We start from the raw sequence: 17,357 nt of genomic DNA on the forward strand, positions 1-17,357 counted from the left end.
CTCCCACCCGACCCGACAGGAAGGCCCCGGTGAGCGCGCCCGCCGTGGTGGCCAGCTCCAGGAACATGGCCACGCGCATGTTGGCCATGCGCTCGCGCACATACGCGGCCGCCGCGCCGCTCGACGTGGCGATGACGGAGACGATGGACGCACCCACCGCGTAGTGGATGTCCACCTTCAACAGCAGGGTGAGGACGGGGATGAGGATGAGCCCGCCGCCGATGCCCAGCAGCGAGCCCAGCAGTCCCGCGCCCACCGAGAAGCCCAGGACGACGAACGTGAAGAGGAAGGGGGTCATGCGGAGCCAGGCCGCATCCTTCCTCTCCAGCGTCCGATTTCCAATCAGGAGTCACGGCCCCATGTGGGCCATGCCCCCTTGCCTGCCTGCTACGAGAGGCCCCAGGCTCAGTGGCCGGCGGCCACGGAGAGAATCCGGGCGACACCCTCGCCGCCGGGCCCCTCCTGGTTCGCCGCCCGACCCTCGCCCGGGAAGAGCGGATCGCCGCCGAGCTCGCGCAGCAGCGCCTCCCCCACCAGCTCCGTCATGGGGATGAAGCGGCCGTGCGTCGGACGCCAGACGTGAACCTGCGCGTTGGCGATGTCGAACCACCACCCGTGCAGCCGCAGCTTGCCGGCGGCGATGCGCTCCTTCACCACCGGGTACGACGACACGTGCTGGAGCTGCTGGAGCACGTTGAGCTGCGAGAGCCGGTCGTACTCCGGCAGGCCCTCGCCCACCGTGGTGCCCTCCTTGAGGGTGCGCAGCGCCTGCTGGCCATGCTCCAGCCAGCGCTGGAGGTTGGGCGCGCCCGGCACCTGGCCTCCTGCGAGCAGCGCCTTCATCGCGCCGCAGCTCGAGTGGCCGCAGACGACCACGTCCTCCACCTCCAGGTTGCTCAGACCGAACTCGAGCGCCGCGGGCTCGGACTGGTCCCCCGTGGAGACGCCGTGGGCGTCCGACGGCGGCACCAGGTTGCCCACGTTGCGAACCACGAACAGGTCGCCCGGGTCCGTCGTCACAAGCAGGTTCGGCACCAGCCGGCTGTCCGAGCAGGAGATGAAGATGCAGTCCGGAGACTGGCCCTGCGCCAGACGGGCGAACACTTCGCGATAGGCGGGCCGACCCTTGAGCTGGAAGTCCAGCAGACCACGGATGAGCTTCTTCATGGGGCACCTTCAGACGCGAGAGTGTTGGTGGAAACCTGCGAACCCAGGACAGGACTGGAGGACCGGCTCGTACCGCTGCGGACCCAGACCTCTTCGAGCGACTCCATGACCACCGAGCCGCCCGTCTTGCGATGCGTGTCACTCCAGCTTTCGATGGCCTCGAAACCCGAGTGGTCCAACGTGTCCACGGTCAGGTCCACGCGAACCCTGGACCCCGCGGGCACCTGCGCCAGCGCCGTGGAGAGGCGGGGCACACCCACGAAGGTGAGCGAGCCCGACACCTGCACGAGGAACTCCCCGTGAGCCTGCTTGACGTCCACCTTCACGCTGCCCAACCGCCACAGCAACCGCAGCATGGCCACCAGCAATCCCAGACCAATGCCCGCCAGCAGGTTGATGCCGACGACGCCCGCCACCGTCACCGCGTAGACGAGCACCTCGCCGCGCTTCTGCAGCTCGCGGATGTGGTGCAGGTTCACCAGCTTGGTGCCGACGACGACGAGCAGACCCGCCAGCACCGTCAGCGGCACCAGGCCCGCCACCGAGCCGAGCGTGGTGACGAAGAGCAGCAGCAACCCGCCGTGGATGACCGCGGACCAACGCGACTTCGCGCCCGCCGCGATGTTCGCCGCGCTGCGCACGATGACGCCGGTGATGGGCAGGCCGCCCACGAGCCCGGACACCGTGTTCGCCACGCCCTGCGCGAACAGCTCCTTGTCCAGGTTGGCCCGGGGCCCCGTGTGCATCTTGTCCGTGGCCACCGCGGACAACAGCGACTCCGCGCTCGCCACCAGCGCCAGCGCCAGCACGGCCGTTACGAATTGACCCCAGTTGCCGGTGGGAATCGCCGGAAGCTGCATGCTGCTGAACACGTTGGCCGGCAGCTCCACGCGCGACACGTCCGCGCCCCAGAGCACCGACGCCGCCGTCGCTCCCACCACCGCCACCAGCGGCGCCGGCACGAGCTTCAGCTTGCCCTTGGCCAACAGAGGCCACACCACCATCAACCCGATGGTGGCCAGGCCCAGCACCGCGGCCGGGCCATGCAGGCCGAGGATCTGCCCCGGCAGCTCCTTGATGTTCTGCCAGGCGCTCGACTGGGGGCTGCCACCCAGGACGATGTGGACCTGCCCCAGCACGATGAGGATGCCGATACCGGCCAGCATCCCGTGAATCACCGCGGGCGAGATGGCCAGCGCCGCGCGCGCCACCTTGAGCCCACCGAAAATCATCTGCACCACGCCCGCCACGGCCACCGCGGCGCACGTCATCGCCAGACCCATGGTCTGGATGAACCCGAACACCATCACCGCCAGGCCCGCGGCGGGGCCGCTGACTTGAAGCGGCGCACCTCCCAACAGGCCCACCACCACGCCACCCACCACGCCGGCGATGAGGCCCGAGACGATGGGCGCACCTGAAGCCAACGCGATGCCCATGCACAGGGGCAGCGCCACCAGGAAAACCACCAGGGAAGCGGGCAGGTCAGCGGCCAGATTCTTCCAGGCCGAGCCAGCGTTCCCATCACTCGTCGTCATGCCACACACCTCCACGAGAAGACGCCACCCCACGGTGGCGCACGCTGAGTCTCGCGGTGCGTCATGGCAACGCCCGTGCCAGGACCTAAACGGGCGATTTCACAAGGGAATGCGGCGCCCGGGAGCAGGCGGGCGATGAAAGGAACTTCAAGTGCCCGCGCCGGACTTCAAGAAACTTGAGCAAGGAACTTGAAGCGCCGGCCTGGCACGTCGGAGGGACCGTCCCGACGCCCTGGGGCTCACTCCTCGAGCTTGCGGAGGAAGGTGGGGTAGGACAGCCCGAGCGCCTTCGCGGCTTCCATCCGTCGGCCGTCCAGGCGGCCGAGGACATGCTTCACGTACAGGCGCTCCACCTCGTCGAGCGAGCGCGTGCCCGACACCACGAAGGCGTCCGGGTCCGTGGCCGCGGGCCCCAGCGGGCCTCGCGGCTCCAGCGCCTGGAGCTCCAGCGCGGGTCCCGGCTCGAGCACCAGCGCGCGCTCCAGCACGTTGCGCAGCTCGCGCACGTTGCCCGGAAACGGGTAGCGCTCCAGGCGCGCCCTCGCGGCGCTGGTGAAGTCCACGGGCCTGCGCCCCAGCTCCGCGCACAGCTCCACCAGCAGTGACTCCGCCAGCGGCAGCACGTCCTCGCGGCGCTGGCGCAGCGGGGGAATCTCCACGCGGAAGACGCTCAGGCGGAAGTACAGGTCCTCTCGGAAGCGACTCTCCGCCACCTCGCGCGTGAGGTCGCGGTTGGTGGCCGTCACCACGCGGGCGTTGCTCGTCAGCTCCGTCGTCCCACCCAGCCGCCGGAAGGCGCCCTGGTCCAGGAAGGTGAGCAACTTGGCCTGGAGGCTGAGCGGCAGCTCGCCAATCTCGTCGAGGAAGAGGATGCCGCCGTCGGCCACCTCCACCAGCCCGCGCCGGGCCGCGCGCGCGTCGGTGAAGGCGCCCCGCTCGTGGCCGAACAGCTCGCTCTCCACCAGCGCGGAGGGCAGCGCGGCGCAGTTGACGTGGACGAAGGGGCCCTGGTTGCCCTGCACGTTGTGCAGGTGCCGCGCGAGCACCTCCTTGCCCGCGCCCGTCTCGCCGGTGATGAGCACCGGACTTCGGGGCGCGGTGGCGATGCGCTCAATCATCTGGAGCGCGGCCACCATCGCAGGGGCGCGCGGGCGCAAGAGCCGACGCCGGCCCCCCAGCTCGCTCTCGGCCTGACGCAGCCGCTCGTGGAGCTGGAGGTCCGCGGCGGCGCGGCGCGCGCGCAGGACGAGGTCGTCGAGCTCCACCGGCTTGGACAGGTAGTCGCGCGCGCCCTGCTTGATGGCATCCACCGCGCTGGCGATGTCGCCGTGCGCCGTCACCATCATCACCGCCGTGTCCGGGAACTGCGCGCGCAGCTCCGGCAAGAGGTGGATGCCGTCGCCATCCGGCAGGCGGCGGTCCAACACGACGACCTCGGGCGCCTGCCGGGCGAGCGCGGCGCGCGCGTCGTGGAGCGAGTGCGCCAGCGTCACCCGGAAACCCTCGTGACGCAGCACGGTGGCCGCCAGCGAGGCGAAGGTCCGGTCGTCGTCCACCAACAGCAGATGGATGCTCATGAAGTGCGCTCCAGCGGCAACCGCAGCGTGAAGAGGCTGCCCTGTGGACGGCGGGTATAGGTCAGGCTTCCACCATGCGCCTCCACGGACGTCCGCGCCATGGGCAACCCCAGGCCCACGCCTTTCGCGCGGCCGGTGGCGAACGGCTCCCACAGCCGGGGCTCGAGCCGGGGGTCCACGCCGCCCGCGTTGTCCTCCACCACCAGCAGCGCCGCATCGCCATCCCGCGACAGGTTCACCGCCACCCAGGGCGCGGGGCGCAGGCCCGTGTCCTTCGCCACCGCGCCCGCCTCCACCGCGTTGCGCACCAGGTTGTCGATGGCCGACACCAGGAGCGCCGCGTCACCCTGGACGGTCAGGTTCTCCTCCAGCGACGTGCGCAGCTCCACCTCCTCCGACTCGGGCAGCATGCGCACCGCCTGAAGCGCCTCCTCCACCAACAGGTGCACCTCGCAGCTTCGCCGCATCGCGGCACGGGGCGCGCCGAACGACAGCAGCGAGCGCGCCAGATGCCCCAGCCGCTCCACCTGGGAGCGCAGGCCCCGCACCGGCAATTCGCTGCCCGCGGGCGTCGTGCGCAGCACGGACAGCGCGGCCTGGATGCCGTTGAGCGCGTTCTTCACCTCGTGGGCGATGAGCGCGGCGGCGGTGCCCAGCGCGGCCATCGTCTCCTGACGGCGCAGCCGCTCCTCCGCCGCGAGCAACGAGCGGTAGGAATGCCGCAGCAGGACGAGGAACAGGCCGAGGGTGCAGGTGAGCAGCGCGATATGGAAGGCGAGCTGTCGCAGGAAACGCGAGCGCAGTCCGGCCGTGGCTGACTCCTCGTCCTCGAGCACCACGAGCAACAGCTCGCTGCGTCCCACCCACGCCGCCGCGCCCATCAACCGGTTCCCCTCCAACATCAGCGGCCCTGGCGCCTTCGCCAGCGAGCGCAGCGCTCCAGAGAAGTCCTCCTGGTGCGAGAAGGGCGACGACGGCAGCAGGAGCCGTCCGCGCGCATCCATCAGGAACAGCGCCGTCTCCTCCGTGGAGCGCGTGGGCAGCGCCTCCGTGCGCACCTCACCGAGCAGCACGCCCTTGAGCTGGCCCTCCTTGATCATCGGCACGGCGACGACGAGCGGCCCCCCCTCGCCCTCCAACAGGTCGATGGCCGGCGCCTTGCGCTCCACCATCCGCTGGAACCAGGGGCGCGCGGTGATGGGCGACGCGCCCAGCGACATGCCAGGAGGGTCGCTCCACACACGCTCGCCTCGGGGACCGAGCAGGGCCACGCCCTCCGAGAACAGCGACGAGTGGTAGAAGGCGCTGTCGAGCAGGGCCTGCTCCGCGGGGGACGCCCCATCCTCCGGAAAGAGCGTGGGGTGCCCGGCGACGCGCGCGAGCTCCGCCTCCAGCAGCAGCAGGTGGACCCCCAGCGCGTCCGCCTGGACACGGGCCTGGTTCGACAGGTGCCCCAGCAACTCCTCGCGCGCGTTGCCCACGTCCTCCAGGTAGCCGAGCACGGGACTCGTCAGCGCCACGACGCCCACCAGCCCCAACCCGAGCAGCGCCGAGCGGCCGCCCCGCTTCTGCGCATGCGCCAGCTCGCCCGGCGTGGGAGTCAGCGTGGGCACCGGCAGGGTGCGCAGGGGCGGAGTGTTGGGCGGCGAGGAGTGCGAGTCAGGCGGAGTCATGGGGGCTCACCCCGCCGTTGTTGCACAGCCCTCGGGCGGGTGGGAACCAGAACACGCGACAGGCCCTGGTTCCTCCACGCGGGGAGAAGGGGACGGACACCGCGCACTCGGCGCGCCCTTCCCCTTGCTCGTCGACGTGGAGGACGTGAAGCCCGGGGCCTATTCGATTTCGTCCTGGAGCCCGGTGCGCAGCGCGGAGGGCGTGAGCGTCACGGACTCGCCGCCGCCGCGCATCCGGTCCAGCACCTGCCGGGCCCGGTCCACCTTCACCTCACCCTCCTGGACGAGCAGCGCGGCGATGGCCTCCACCCACTCCGGTGGCGCGCCGACACTCGACGCCACGGTGCGCGCGTGCAGCGCCATATGGCCGCGTTGGATGCCCACCGAGCCCAGCGCGCGAATCGCCGCCAGGTTCTGCGCGAGCCCCAGTGAGGCGAAGATGCAGGCCAGCTCCCGCGCGGAGGGCTGTCCCAGCATCTTGAACGAGGCCTGGACTCCGGGATGCGCCAGCATCGAGCCCCCCACCGTGCCCAGCGCCAGCGGCAGCTGGATTTCTCCCAGCAGGTGGCCCCCTTCCCTGCGCCACACCGACAGCGGGCCATACCGCCCCCCTCGGGCCGCGAAGGCATGCGCCCCCGCCTCGATGGCGCGCCAGTCCTGCCCGGTGGCGAGCGCCAGCGCGTCGATGCCATTCATGATGCCCTTGTTGTGCGTCGCCGCGCGGTACGGGTCCGCCAGCGCGAAGCGGCTCGCCTGGACGACGCCCTCGGCGACCTCCCCGCCGCTCAGCCCGAAGTCCGCCAGGGCCCGCTCGGGAATGGAGCAGCGCGCCCGGGCCAGCCGCCGGTCCGACAGGTTGGAGAGGATGCGCAGGTAGACCTTGCCACCCGTGAGCTGCTCGATGCGCGGGGCCAGGCCCTCCATCATCGTGTTGACCAGGTTGGCGCCCATCGCCTCCTGCGTGTCGACGAGCACGTGCACCACCAGCAGCGGCTCCATGCCGGGCCCCTCGGGAGGGGGCAGGAGCCGCACCTCCACGTCCCGGGCCCCGCCACCTCGTCGCTCCAGTTGCGGATGCAGGCTGTTGGCCAGCGCCAGCAGCTCCGTGCGCGCCTCCAGGATGCGCGCCATGGCGAAGCTCGGCGGCCCGAAGCGCGCGAGCTGGATTTGACCAATCATCAGGGACGAGTCCGCCTCCGCGACGAACCCTCCCGCGGCGCCCACCAGCTTCGCGGCGAAGGACGCGGCCGCGATGACCGACGGCTCCTCCACCACCATGGGCACCGTGTAGTCCCGCCCGTTGACCTTCAGGTGGAGCCCCAACCCCAAGGGCAGACTGAAGAGCCCCACCGCGTTCTCCACCATCGCCAGGGCGGCCTCCATCCGCAGCCCCTGCTCTCCGGTGAGTCCATCCAGGAGCTCCGCGTCCAGTCCCAGCCCCACACCGAGACGCTCGCGCCGCTCCTCCAACGACAGGTGTTGAAAGCCGGAAAACACCGACTGATTTGACTCATTCCCACGGGCGCCTTGGGTATCCACCAGCTTCTCAGCCATCAATCACCTCACATCGACACAATCCCTCTCAAATGAGTCATGAGCAACCCATGAGCAATATGACACATCCTCATCCCCCTGGGGCTTGTGTTGCCCCGTGGACACTTCACGGGAAACGAGGTCGGCCAACCCACAGACAGCTAGCACCAAGGCACAACGGGCTTCACCCCGGAGGACCTGGCGAGTCTCACGAGAGGACGCCCCACATTCCAGACATCGAAACACCTCGAACCTCCGCCCCGCCCCGAAAACAGCCCGCACCTCGCGCCCGCAGCACGCAAGCCATGTCTGACTTTCATGGATGTCTCACGCGCGGCTCGCCCGCAGGGACGACGAAGCCCCTGGGCTCGTACGAGGCCGGGCTGACGCCTCAGGGCAACAGCTGGAGGAAGGTCATGCTGATCAGCCCCGAGGACTCGGTGACTCCCGTCGTCAGGCATTTGAGCAGGGCCAGGTCATTGGGGGTCAGCTCCAGTACGGAGACGACGAGGGCGCCCTCGAACCTGCCGGATATCACCGTGCCGTAGGAGGGCACCACCGTCTGGCCCAGGGGCTTGAGGTCCAGCGGAGACGACATGTCGATGATGCTCGTCTCCCCCGTGTTCCACTCGAGCACGATTCGGCTCTGGAGCGACGCGAGCGTACAGCTCGCGACCCCTCCGCCGGCGACCTGGAAGCGGGCCGAGCTGAGCGCGGGGTCCAGCGTCACGCACACATCCAGCGTGGCGTCCGCGCTGAAATAGGTCTGCCGGGGCAACAGCTTCAGGGCTGGCGAATAGGTCTGCTGTTGGGGGCCCAGGCAGGTGGCCAGTTGCAGGTACTCCTCGGTCGCCAGCGCGGCGGTGCTCCAGACGGACAGCAGCAGCAAACACAGGCGAGACATGAACCGACGTGAGTCGAGGGACATGCGGGCTCCTGGACAAGACCTCCGACAAAAGGCCGAAGGACATGAACAGGTAACGCTCCGCCGCGAGCGTGCGAGGGGCCCCTCGGTGGGGGGCCGCTGTCAGTTTCCACCCAGACATGCCCGGAGGCGCGAGTGAGCCGCCCGCCTGTCCTCCCACCGGTCGTCATCACACAATCGTTGCAAATGCGTCACGTGCATGAAAATCGAGACGCGCAGACTCCGGCCCGCCATGGCCCACGTCCTCATCGTCGACGACGAACCCGATCTCGCCCACCTCATCGACTTCAACCTGCGCGATGCCGGCTTCTCCACCCAGCTCGCCGCGACGGGCGAGACGGCGCTCATCGCCGCTCGCGAGCGTCCGCCCGAGCTCGTCCTGCTGGACCTGATGCTCCCCGACATGTCTGGCATCGACGTCTGCCGGCAGCTGCGCGCCGGAGCCCAGTCCCGCGAAATCCTCATCGTCATGCTCACCGCCAAGGGCGAGGAGACCGACCGCATCCGCGGCTTCGAGGTCGGCGCGGATGACTACGTCGTCAAGCCCTTCAGCGTGCGGGAGCTGGTGCTGCGCCTCAAGGCCATCCTGCGTCGCGGAGGCACGCCCCAGGAGCCCCAGGCCGCGCCCCTGGCCCTGGGCGCCCTCAAGCTGGACCTGTCCGCGCACCGCTTCTACGTCGAGGAAAAGGAGGTCCCCCTCACCGCGCTGGAGTTCCGCCTGCTGGGGCACCTCATGACACGCACGGGCCGGGTCCAGACGCGCGAGCAGCTCCTGGAGGAGGTCTGGGGTCTGTCCTCCTCGCTGGAGACGCGCACCATCGACACCCACGTCATGCGCCTGCGCGACAAACTGGGCCCGGCGCGCACCCTGCTGGAGACGGTGCGCGGGGTCGGCTACCGCATCGTCGACCCGACCCACTGACTTCGTGACACCGATGTCACACAACGGACCTGAAACGGCCACGCGCGTTACCTAGAAGCCAGTTTCGTGACCCTCTCGAAACCCTTCCCGATGCGTCAACTCGCCACCGCGGTCCTCACCCTCGCCCTGAGCCCGGCCATGGCCGTGGCCCAGACGCCCGCCGTGCCCGCCGAAGAGCCCGCCGCCCAGGCCCCCGCGTCCGACAGCCCGGAGGCGCCCCCCGCGGACGCCGCGCCCGCCGACGCGGACCTGGACGAGCGCATGACGACCGCCGAGGGCAAGGTCGCCGCCCTGGAGGAGCAGAACACCGAGACGAAGAACGACCTGCTCTCCCTCAAGAAGCTGAAGGTTTCCGGCTACGTCCAGGGCCGCTACCAGTACCAGCAGAGCCTGGACGACACCGGCACGGGCGGCTTCAGCCGCTTCGCCGTGCGCCGGGGCCGCATCAAGACGACCTACACCACGGACTGGGCGCAGATGATGCTGCAGATCGACGCGGTGCCCACCGCCCCGTTCGTCACCGTGCGCGACGCCGAGGCCACCCTCTTCATCCCTGGCACCCACCAACAGGCCGGCCTCACCCTGGGCCAGATGAAGTGGCCCTTCGGCTATGAGGCCGTGCAGTCCTCCGCCGACCGCGAGATTCCCGAGCGCACCCGCGTCGTGCGCGCCTTCCTGCCCGACGAGCGGGACCGCGGCGTCAAGTTCGCCGGCACCTTCCTCGAGGGGAAGGTCCACGTCGCAGCGGGCCTCTTCGACGGCGACGGCATCTTCAACCAGGGCTCCGTCGGCGTGGACAACGACAAGGAGAAGGACGTCATCGGCCGCGCGGGCTTCGACCTGGGCTGGCTGTCCGGAGGCGTCTCCGGTTGGTACGGCCACACCATCACCAAGGGCCCCTCGGACACCTTCCGCAAGGCGCACACGAGGGACCGCGTGGCGCTGGACGCGCAGCTCTACCTGGACCTCCTCCCCCTGGGCGCCACGGCCATCAAGGGCGAGTACATCACCGGCAGGTCGTACTGGAAGAGCTCCGGTGACGTGAAGGTGGAGCAGCCCGGCGTTCCCGCCAGCGGCTGGTACGGCCTGATTGTCCAGAACGTGGGCGTGTCGGACGCGGTGGCCATCCGCTACGACTTCTTCGACCCGGAGAATGGCCGCAAGAACAGCGCGTCAGAGGGACGTCCCGCGAGCACCAACTCGGTGGGCACCCTGGCCGTCGCCGTCCTCCACTACTTCGGGGAGAACCTCAAGGTCACCGCGGCGTACGAGATGCCCATGACGGCCCATCCGGACGACGCCAAGGACCCGCATGACAACCTGTTCACCCTCCAGATGCAGGCCCGCTACTAGGCCCTACCTTCCTCCCAACACCACCACTTCGCTGGAGCTGAATCCGCCATGAAGGCAATTTTCGGTTCACTGGTCATCGGGCTGATGCTCGCCCTCCCGCTCTCCGCCCATGCGGGCAACGTCACCGTGAAGGGCTCCGACACCATGGTCATCCTCGGGCAGCGATGGGCCGAGGAGTTCATGAAGAAGACACCCGCCACCAAGGTGCAAGTCACCGGCGGCGGCTCCGGCGTGGGGCTGGCGGCGCTCCAGAACGGCACCACGGAGATCGCCATGTCCAGCCGTGAAATAAAGGACGCGGAGAAGCAGAAGCTGCGCGCCCGCTACAACTCCACGGGCGTGGAAATCCCCGTGGCCAAGGACGGCGTCACCTTCTACGTCAACGAGGGCAACCCCGTGACGGCGCTCACCGTGGAGCAGCTGCGCAGCATCTACGTGGGGGATGTCACCAACTGGAAGCAGCTGGGCGGCCCCGACGCGCCCATCATCATCTACTCCCGCGAGAACTCCTCGGGCACCTACGTCTTCGTCAAGGACCACGTCCTGGACGGCGAGGACTACGCGGCCTCCGCCCAGACGCTGCCCGGCACCGCCGCGGTGGTGAACGCCGTCTCCAAGGAGAAGAACAGCATCGGCTACGGCGGCGCCGCGTACGCCAAGGGCATCAAGGAGCTGAAGATCAAGAAGGGCAACGAGGACATCGCCCCCACGGCGGAGAACATCAAGACGGGCAAGTACCCGCTGTCGCGCGACCTGTATTTCTACCTGCGCAACAAGCCCTCCGGGGATGCCAAGACGTTCATCGACTTCGCGCTGTCACCCGAAGGACAGGCCGTTGTCACCAAGGTCGGCTACTTCCCGGTGAAGTGAGCCTTCCGTCACACGAATGTCACCAGGGGCCCGAGCCACTATGGATAGACATGCCATCATGGAGCAGGGTCTCACGCAGCCTCTCATCGCGCCCGCGCTGTCACCCGCGGCGCGGCGGCGTCAGCTCCGGGAGAAGGTCATCGCGGGGTTCATCACCCTGATGGCCTTCACCGGCATCGCGGCGCTCATCCTCATCATCATCTTCGTGGCCAAGGAGGCCCTCGCGCTCTTCACGGAGCCGGAGGCCCGCCACGAGGCCAGCCTCTCCAAGATGTTCCTGGCCCAGGACGTGGCCCCGGGCAAGCCGCCCTTCCGCTGGCAGCCCGTGTCGAAGATTCCCAAGGTCAGCATGATTCCGCTGTTCGTCGGCACGCTGAAGACGACGGCGGTCTCCATGCTGGTGGCCGTCCCGCTGGGCGTGTTCGGCGCGCTGTTCGCCGCGGAGTTCGCGCCCCGCCGCCTGCGCGAATTGCTCAAGCCCGTCATCGAGCTGCTCGCGGGCATCCCCTCCGTCGTCCTGGGCTTCTTCGCCCTCATGGTGATGTCCACCGTGGTGAAGGAGGCCCTCGGCTTCGACCGGCCGCTCAACGCGATGGTGGCCGGCCTGGGCCTGGCGCTCGCCATCGTCCCCGTCATCTTCACCGTGTCGGAAGACGCGCTCACCGCCGTGCCACGCAGCTACCGCGAGGCCTCCCTGGCCCTGGGGGCGACCCCCTGGGAGACCGCGTGGAAGGTCGTCCTCCCCGCGGCCGCGCCCGGCATCCTCGCCGCGTGTGTGCTCGGCTTCGGGCGCGCCATTGGCGAGACGATGATTGTCCTCATGGCCTCCGGCAACGCGGACGTCATCTCCTGGAGCCTGGGGGATTCGGCGCGCTCGCTGTCGGCGACCATCGCCGCGGAGATGGGCGAGGTGGTGGTGGGCAGCCCCCACTACTCGCTCCTGTTCTTCATCGGCGTGCAGCTCTTCATCTTCACCTTCGTGCTCAACCTCATGGCCTCCACGTGGACCAAGAGGGTCATCCGCAAGCTGACGGGAGGTGCCGCGTGACGCCGGGGACCCGCCGCGCCGTGGGCTTCGCGCTCACGTCACTCACCGGCCTCGCGGCCTTCATCATCATCGCGATGCTGGCCATCATCCTCTTCAACGTCGTGGAGAACGGCGCCGGCGGCGTCACCTGGACCTTCCTCTCCCAGCCGCCCTCCGACGGCATGATGGGCGGCGGTATCTTCCCCGCCATCTTCGGCACCGCCGCGCTCACCCTGCTGATGACCGTGGCGGTGATGCCGGTGGGCGTGCTGACGGCCGTGTACCTCCACGAATACGCCCCACCCCACTCGCTCTTCGCCCGCATCGTCCGCGTGGCGGTGGTGAACCTGGCCGGCGTGCCCTCCATCGTCTTCGGCCTGTTTGGCCTGGGCTTCTTCATCCTCTTCGTGGGCCAGGGCATGGACCGCGCGCTCGGCCACGAGGAGATGTACTGGGCGCAACCGGGCATCCTCTGGGCCTCGCTGACGCTGGCGGTGCTCACGCTGCCCGTCGTCATCGTCTCCACCGAGGAGGCGCTGCGCGCCGTCCCCATGGACCACCGCACCGCGAGCCTCGCCTTGGGGGCCACCCAGTCCCAGACGCTGGGGCGGGTGGTGCTCCCGGGCGCGCTGCCGGGCATCCTCACTGGCGCCGTGCTGGCCATCTCCCGAGGCGCCGGCGAAGTCGCGCCCATCCTCTTCACGGGCGCGGCCTACTTCCTCCCGGACCTGCCCAGCCACCTCAACTCCCAGTTCATGCACCTGGGTTACCACACGTATGTGATGGCCACGCAGTCACCGGACGTGGAGGCCACGCGCCCGCTGCTCTACTCGACGGTGCTGGTGCTGCTGTTGTTGACGTTCGCCCTCAACCTCGTCGCGGTCATCATCCGGACCCGCACGCGCCGCAAGGCCGCGGGCGCCCACTGACTCAACGGTACACGCCCTCCATGTCCCTCAATCCCAACGCCCCGCGCCCGAAGATGGAGGCGCGCGAGCTGACCCTGCGCTACGGCACGAAGGCGGCCATCCAGAAGGTCTCCCTGGCCATCCTGGACCGGCGCGTCACCGCCCTCATCGGCCCGTCCGGCTGCGGCAAGTCCACCTTCCTGCGCGCGCTCAACCGGATGAACGACTTGATTCCGGGCGCCAACCACACGGGCACCATCCTCCTGGACGACATGGACATCCATGACCGCAGCGTGGACGTGGTGGACCTGCGTCGCCGCGTGGGCATGGTCTTCCAGAAGTCCAACCCGTTCCCCAAGAGCATCTTCGAGAACGTGGCCTATGGCCTGCGCGTGGGCGGCATGAAGGACAAGGCGGCGCTGGAGCAGCGCGTGGAGAAGTCCCTGCGCGGCGCGGCCCTCTGGGATGAAGTGAAGGACCGGCTGCACGAGAGCGCCCTGGGCCTGTCCGGCGGCCAGCAGCAGCGGCTGTGCATCGCCCGGGCGATGGCCGTGGAGCCCCAGGTCTTGCTGATGGACGAGCCCGCAAGCGCCCTGGACCCCATCGCCACGGCGAAGATAGAGGAGCTCATCCACGAGCTGAAGGCGACGTACACCATCGCCATCGTCACCCACAACATGCAGCAGGCCGCGCGGGTGAGTGACAGGACGGCTTTCTTCTACATGGGTGAACTGGTGGAATGCGGCGCCACCGAACAGATTTTCACCAACCCGCGCGAGAAGCGCACCGAGGACTACGTCACCGGGAAGTTCGGGTGAGCGAAGAGAAGGGATTGGCGGCGATGGCGTTGACTCACACGGACAAGGCGTTCGAGCAGGACCTGAGGGACTTGCGCGAGAAGCTCCTCGCGATGGGCGCCAAGGTGGAGGGCCTCATCGTCCAGAGCATGCGCGCCCTCACGGACCGCGACAGCGCCCTGGCGGAGAAGGTCGTCGCCGCGGACAAGGACGTCAACCGGCTGGAGGTGGAGATCGACGAGCTGTGCCGCCGCATCCTCGCGCTGCGCCAGCCGGCCGCCAGTGACTTGCGCCTCATCACCACGGCGCTGAAGATCGTCACCGACCTGGAGCGCATCGGCGACCTGGCGGTGAACATCGCCGAGCGCTCCATGGACTTGAACCAGGTCCCCCCGCTGGCGCCCTACGTGGACACGCCGAAGCTGGCGGAGCTGGCGCAGCAGCAGGTGAAGCGCTCGCTGGATGCCTTCGTCTCCGGCGACGTGGCGAAGGCCGAGGTGGTGCTCCAGGGGGATGACCTGCTGGATGCGCTCTTCCTCAAGATCTTCAACGAGCTGCTCGCGTACATGATGGAGGACTCGAAGAACATCCGCCGGGCCACCGCGCTGATGTTCATCGCCAAGCACCTGGAGCGCATCGGCGACCACGCGATGAACGTGGCGGAGATGGTCGTCTACATGGTGCGGGGCAAGGACATCCGCCACCCGCGCAGCCGCAACCTGGGCGACTAGCCCACCCGCTTCACTTCGCTGTCACGTCGAATTGGCCCCGGCGCCGCGAGCGCTCCGCGGGCCTGACGCGCGGGCCCCCTAGCGTGGAACCCAGGTCGCGCGATGACCGCGCGCCTCCTCGGGGACTGCCCGCGCATGTCGCTTGCTTCCGCCCTCCTGCTCTTCGCCGCCGGCTTCGGCCTCACCGCGCTCGTCATCCAGTACGTGCTCGTGCTCCGCCATCGCCGGGAGCGGCCCCGGGCCCTGCCTCCGGGCGCGGCGTGGCCGGGCATCTCCATCCTCAAGCCGCTGTGCGGCACGGATGACGACCTGGAGACCAACCTGAAGCACTTCGCCCACCTGGACTACCCCGGCGAGTACGAGGTGGTGCTCGGGGTGAAGGACACCCGCGACTCGGCCTACGGGGTCGCGTGCGAGGCGGTGCGCCGCTGGCCCGGCGTCATGCGGCTGGAGCTGCAGGAAGGCGCGCCGGGGCTGAATCCGAAAGTGAATCAGCTCATCACCCTGGCGGACCGGGCCCGGTTCGACGTGTTCGTCATCAGCGACAGCAACACGCGCGTGGGGCCCGGCTACCTGGAGGAGATCGCCGCCAGCTTCGCGGACCCCACGGTGGGCTGCGTGACGCACCCGGTGGCGGGCATCGGTGAGCGGAGCTTCGGTTCGCTGCTGGACAACCTCTACCTGACGTCCAGCGCGGCGGCGGGGATGATTGGAGCCAAGCGCTGCGCGGACCAGGACATCGTCGTAGGCAAGTCCATGGCGCTGCGGCGCGAGGACGTCCAGGCCCTGGGCGGCTTCTACTCGGTGCGCGACGTGCTCGCGGAGGACTACGTCATCGGCCAGTGGGTGACGCGGAAGCTGGGCCGGCGCGTCGTCGTCGCGTGCGCCCCGGTCTACAACGTGTCGCTGGGCAAGAGCGTGCGCGCCTTCTTCCAGCGCTACCTGCGCTGGAGCGTCATCCACCGGACGGCCGTCACGCCGCCCACCTATCTGGCGCAGGCCCTGCTCAACCCGATTCCGCTGGCCCTCCTGGGCGTGCTCGCCAGCCCCACCCCGGAGGCCGTGAAGGTGGCGACGGCGGTCGTCCTCGGCAAGGTGCTGGTGGATCTCGCGGTGTTTCGCGCGCTGCGACCGCAGTCGGTGTCGTGGCGCGCCGCGCCAGCGGTGCTCACCAAGGACCTGCTGCTCTTCGTCGCGTGGTGGCACGGCGCGTTCTTCCGCACGGTGGACTGGCGTGGCACGCGCCTTCGCGTGGGCCCCGGCACCCGGCTGTTGCCGCCGCGCGCGGTGGTGTCCACGGTGAACACCACCCTCCCCCCGGGGGACGAGTGGGTCGCCGGGTGATGCACATCTGTTTCATCACGCTTGCGGCGGTTTCACCGCACGGACGTGAAGGCGCCGCGAGCAATGCCTACCTTGCTTCGCATGCCCCTTCGGACGTTGGCTCATCTCTCGGACCTCCACCTGGACCTGAGCCCCGACAGTGATGCCTCCGCGCAAGCGCTGCTCTCGGCCGTCCAGGCCAGCCGCGCGGACCACGTGGTGCTGACCGGAGACCTGACGCACCAGGGCTCGCGCGAGGAGTACCGTCGGTTCGTCGACATCTTCGCGCCGCTGTTGGACACCGGACGGCTCACCTTCATCCCCGGCAACCATGACCGTCCTGGCGAGGACGTGGGTGGCGCATGGATGGACGGCCTCAAGGTCCGCACGGTGGAGCGCCCCGGCGTGTACTTCGTGTGCGTGGACTCCACGGGTGAGCACAACCGCAACTACTTCGCGAGCCATGGAGAGCTGTCGCTCGACACGGTGGAGCGGGTGGAGGCCGCGCTCGACGCCGCGCCGCGCGACGCGCTGGTGGCGGTGCTGGTGCATCACCACGTGCTGCCGCTGCCCGAGGAGAGCTTCCCGGAGCGCCTGGCCACGCGCATGGGATGGCCCCACGCCTCCGAGCTGTCGCTGGGCGCGGAGCTGGTGGCGCGAGTGCAGGGCCGGTGCGACCTGGTGCTGCATGGCCACCGTCACCAGCCCTGCGAGACGGTGCTGGACACGGCGCACGGACGGCCGCTGCGCGTCTTCAACGCGGGCAGCTCCACGGACCTGGGGCGCTTCCGGCTGTTCCAACACTCGGACGGTCGCCTGCTCGGTGAGCCCCAGTGGTGTCACTCGACGCAGCCCGAGCGTCCCCGGACCGCGGGGCACAATGTGCGACCTGCCCTTCAGTACCTGGTGACGCAGCTGGGCATGGCCCTGTTCTGAGCCCGCCCCCCTGCTCTCCAGGCAGGGGCCATTTCTCCCGAGGAAGCGAATGTCGAGGGTGCGCAGGGAGGTTCTTC

16 protein-coding genes are annotated in these 17,357 nt (G+C 69.3%); 9 read left to right on the forward strand and 7 right to left on the reverse strand.

All coding sequences use genetic code 11. The features are described from left to right. From HR086_RS20980 to HR086_RS21010, 7 genes are all read right to left on the reverse strand, one after another. Positions 1-298: TSUP family transporter (locus HR086_RS20980; protein ID WP_141648864.1), on the reverse strand; the 298-nt coding region annotated here is incomplete at its 3' end. A 107-nt stretch (positions 299-405) separates the two neighbouring features. After that, positions 406-1,167 (reverse strand): carbonic anhydrase, encoded by a 762-nt coding sequence (locus HR086_RS20985; RefSeq protein ID WP_141648863.1) that lies wholly within the window; start codon positions 1,165-1,167, stop codon positions 406-408. Beyond that, complete coding sequence (locus HR086_RS20990; protein ID WP_174466495.1) at positions 1,164-2,705, reverse strand: SulP family inorganic anion transporter; 1,542 nt, start codon at positions 2,703-2,705, stop codon at positions 1,164-1,166. The genes HR086_RS20985 and HR086_RS20990 overlap by 4 nt, the downstream gene beginning before the upstream one ends. Positions 2,706-2,944: 239 nt before the next feature. After that, a complete protein-coding gene (locus HR086_RS20995) occupies positions 2,945-4,282 on the reverse strand; it encodes a sigma-54 dependent transcriptional regulator (RefSeq protein WP_174458888.1) in 1,338 nt (445 codons plus the stop codon). After that, on the reverse strand, positions 4,279-5,955 hold the full coding sequence (locus HR086_RS21000; protein ID WP_174458889.1) for a PAS domain-containing sensor histidine kinase: 1,677 nt from the start codon (positions 5,953-5,955) through the stop codon (positions 4,279-4,281). The genes HR086_RS20995 and HR086_RS21000 overlap by 4 nt, the downstream gene beginning before the upstream one ends. A gap of 159 nt (positions 5,956-6,114) precedes the next feature. After that, positions 6,115-7,509, reverse strand: a complete 1,395-nt coding sequence (locus HR086_RS21005; protein WP_174458890.1) for a hydroxymethylglutaryl-CoA reductase, degradative — start codon at positions 7,507-7,509, stop codon at positions 6,115-6,117. Between the two features lie 370 nt (positions 7,510-7,879). Next, a complete protein-coding gene (locus HR086_RS21010) occupies positions 7,880-8,416 on the reverse strand; it encodes a hypothetical protein (RefSeq protein WP_174466496.1) in 537 nt (178 codons plus the stop codon). Positions 8,417-8,645: 229 nt separating this feature from the next. On the opposite strand from HR086_RS21010, the gene HR086_RS21015 reads away from it, so the two are divergent. The 9 genes from HR086_RS21015 (at position 8,646) to HR086_RS21055 (ending at position 17,280) form a co-directional block, all read left to right on the forward strand. After that, positions 8,646-9,335, forward strand: coding sequence for a response regulator (locus HR086_RS21015; protein ID WP_174458909.1), 690 nt, complete (start codon positions 8,646-8,648; stop codon positions 9,333-9,335). A gap of 90 nt (positions 9,336-9,425) precedes the next feature. Further along, entirely contained in the window at positions 9,426-10,688 is a 1,263-nt protein-coding gene (locus HR086_RS21020) for a porin (protein ID WP_217441890.1), read from the forward strand. Positions 10,689-10,736: 48 nt separating this feature from the next. After that, positions 10,737-11,558, forward strand: a complete 822-nt coding sequence (locus tag HR086_RS21025; protein ID WP_141647368.1) for a phosphate ABC transporter substrate-binding protein — start codon at positions 10,737-10,739, stop codon at positions 11,556-11,558. Between the two features lie 58 nt (positions 11,559-11,616). Continuing rightward, entirely contained in the window at positions 11,617-12,606 is a 990-nt protein-coding gene (pstC, locus tag HR086_RS21030; protein WP_246137655.1) for a phosphate ABC transporter permease subunit PstC, read from the forward strand. Beyond that, on the forward strand, positions 12,603-13,514 hold the full coding sequence (gene pstA / locus HR086_RS21035) for a phosphate ABC transporter permease PstA (protein WP_141647366.1): 912 nt from the start codon (positions 12,603-12,605) through the stop codon (positions 13,512-13,514). Before pstC ends, pstA begins: the two co-directional genes overlap by 4 nt. 53 nt (positions 13,515-13,567) lie before the next feature. Further along, positions 13,568-14,311: a phosphate ABC transporter ATP-binding protein PstB gene (gene pstB, locus HR086_RS21040; RefSeq protein ID WP_217440826.1), complete on the forward strand. Its 744-nt coding sequence runs from the start codon at positions 13,568-13,570 to the stop codon at positions 14,309-14,311. 23 nt (positions 14,312-14,334) lie between these two features. Next, positions 14,335-15,021, forward strand: coding sequence for a phosphate signaling complex protein PhoU (gene phoU / locus HR086_RS21045; protein ID WP_141647373.1), 687 nt, complete (start codon positions 14,335-14,337; stop codon positions 15,019-15,021). Between the two features lie 135 nt (positions 15,022-15,156). Next, positions 15,157-16,365: a ceramide glucosyltransferase gene (locus tag HR086_RS21050; RefSeq protein WP_174466498.1), complete on the forward strand. Its 1,209-nt coding sequence runs from the start codon at positions 15,157-15,159 to the stop codon at positions 16,363-16,365. A gap of 63 nt (positions 16,366-16,428) precedes the next feature. Next, the gene (locus tag HR086_RS21055; RefSeq protein ID WP_174466499.1) at positions 16,429-17,280 is read left to right on the forward strand and encodes a metallophosphoesterase; all 852 of its coding nucleotides are present in this window, start codon (positions 16,429-16,431) and stop codon (positions 17,278-17,280) included. Positions 17,281-17,357: the final 77 nt, after the last annotated feature.

This window comes from Myxococcus sp. CA039A (assembly GCF_013336645.1).
GTDB lineage: Bacteria > Myxococcota > Myxococcia > Myxococcales > Myxococcaceae > Myxococcus > Myxococcus llanfairpwllgwyngyllgogerychwyrndrobwllllantysiliogogogochensis.

What these genes read in the sequence shown, in the direction of transcription:
- HR086_RS20985 (WP_141648863.1), bottom strand. Translation starts at nt 1,167, where the DNA reads ATGAAGAAGCTCATCCGTGGTCTGCTGGACTTCCAGCTCAAGGGTCGG.
- HR086_RS20990 (WP_174466495.1), bottom strand. Translation starts at nt 2,705, where the DNA reads ATGACGACGAGTGATGGGAACGCTGGCTCGGCCTGGAAGAATCTGGCC.
- HR086_RS20995 (WP_174458888.1), bottom strand. Translation starts at nt 4,282, where the DNA reads ATGAGCATCCATCTGCTGTTGGTGGACGACGACCGGACCTTCGCCTCG.
- HR086_RS21000 (WP_174458889.1), bottom strand. Translation starts at nt 5,955, where the DNA reads ATGACTCCGCCTGACTCGCACTCCTCGCCGCCCAACACTCCGCCCCTG.
- HR086_RS21005 (WP_174458890.1), bottom strand. Translation starts at nt 7,509, where the DNA reads ATGGCTGAGAAGCTGGTGGATACCCAAGGCGCCCGTGGGAATGAGTCA.
- HR086_RS21010 (WP_174466496.1), bottom strand. Translation starts at nt 8,416, where the DNA reads ATGTCCCTCGACTCACGTCGGTTCATGTCTCGCCTGTGTTTGCTGCTG.
- HR086_RS21015 (WP_174458909.1), top strand. Translation starts at nt 8,646, where the DNA reads ATGGCCCACGTCCTCATCGTCGACGACGAACCCGATCTCGCCCACCTC.
- HR086_RS21020 (WP_217441890.1), top strand. Translation starts at nt 9,426, where the DNA reads ATGCGTCAACTCGCCACCGCGGTCCTCACCCTCGCCCTGAGCCCGGCC.
- HR086_RS21025 (WP_141647368.1), top strand. Translation starts at nt 10,737, where the DNA reads ATGAAGGCAATTTTCGGTTCACTGGTCATCGGGCTGATGCTCGCCCTC.
- pstC (WP_246137655.1), top strand. Translation starts at nt 11,617, where the DNA reads ATGGAGCAGGGTCTCACGCAGCCTCTCATCGCGCCCGCGCTGTCACCC.
- pstB (WP_217440826.1), top strand. Translation starts at nt 13,568, where the DNA reads ATGGAGGCGCGCGAGCTGACCCTGCGCTACGGCACGAAGGCGGCCATC.
- phoU (WP_141647373.1), top strand. Translation starts at nt 14,335, where the DNA reads ATGGCGTTGACTCACACGGACAAGGCGTTCGAGCAGGACCTGAGGGAC.
- HR086_RS21050 (WP_174466498.1), top strand. Translation starts at nt 15,157, where the DNA reads ATGTCGCTTGCTTCCGCCCTCCTGCTCTTCGCCGCCGGCTTCGGCCTC.
- HR086_RS21055 (WP_174466499.1), top strand. Translation starts at nt 16,429, where the DNA reads ATGCCTACCTTGCTTCGCATGCCCCTTCGGACGTTGGCTCATCTCTCG.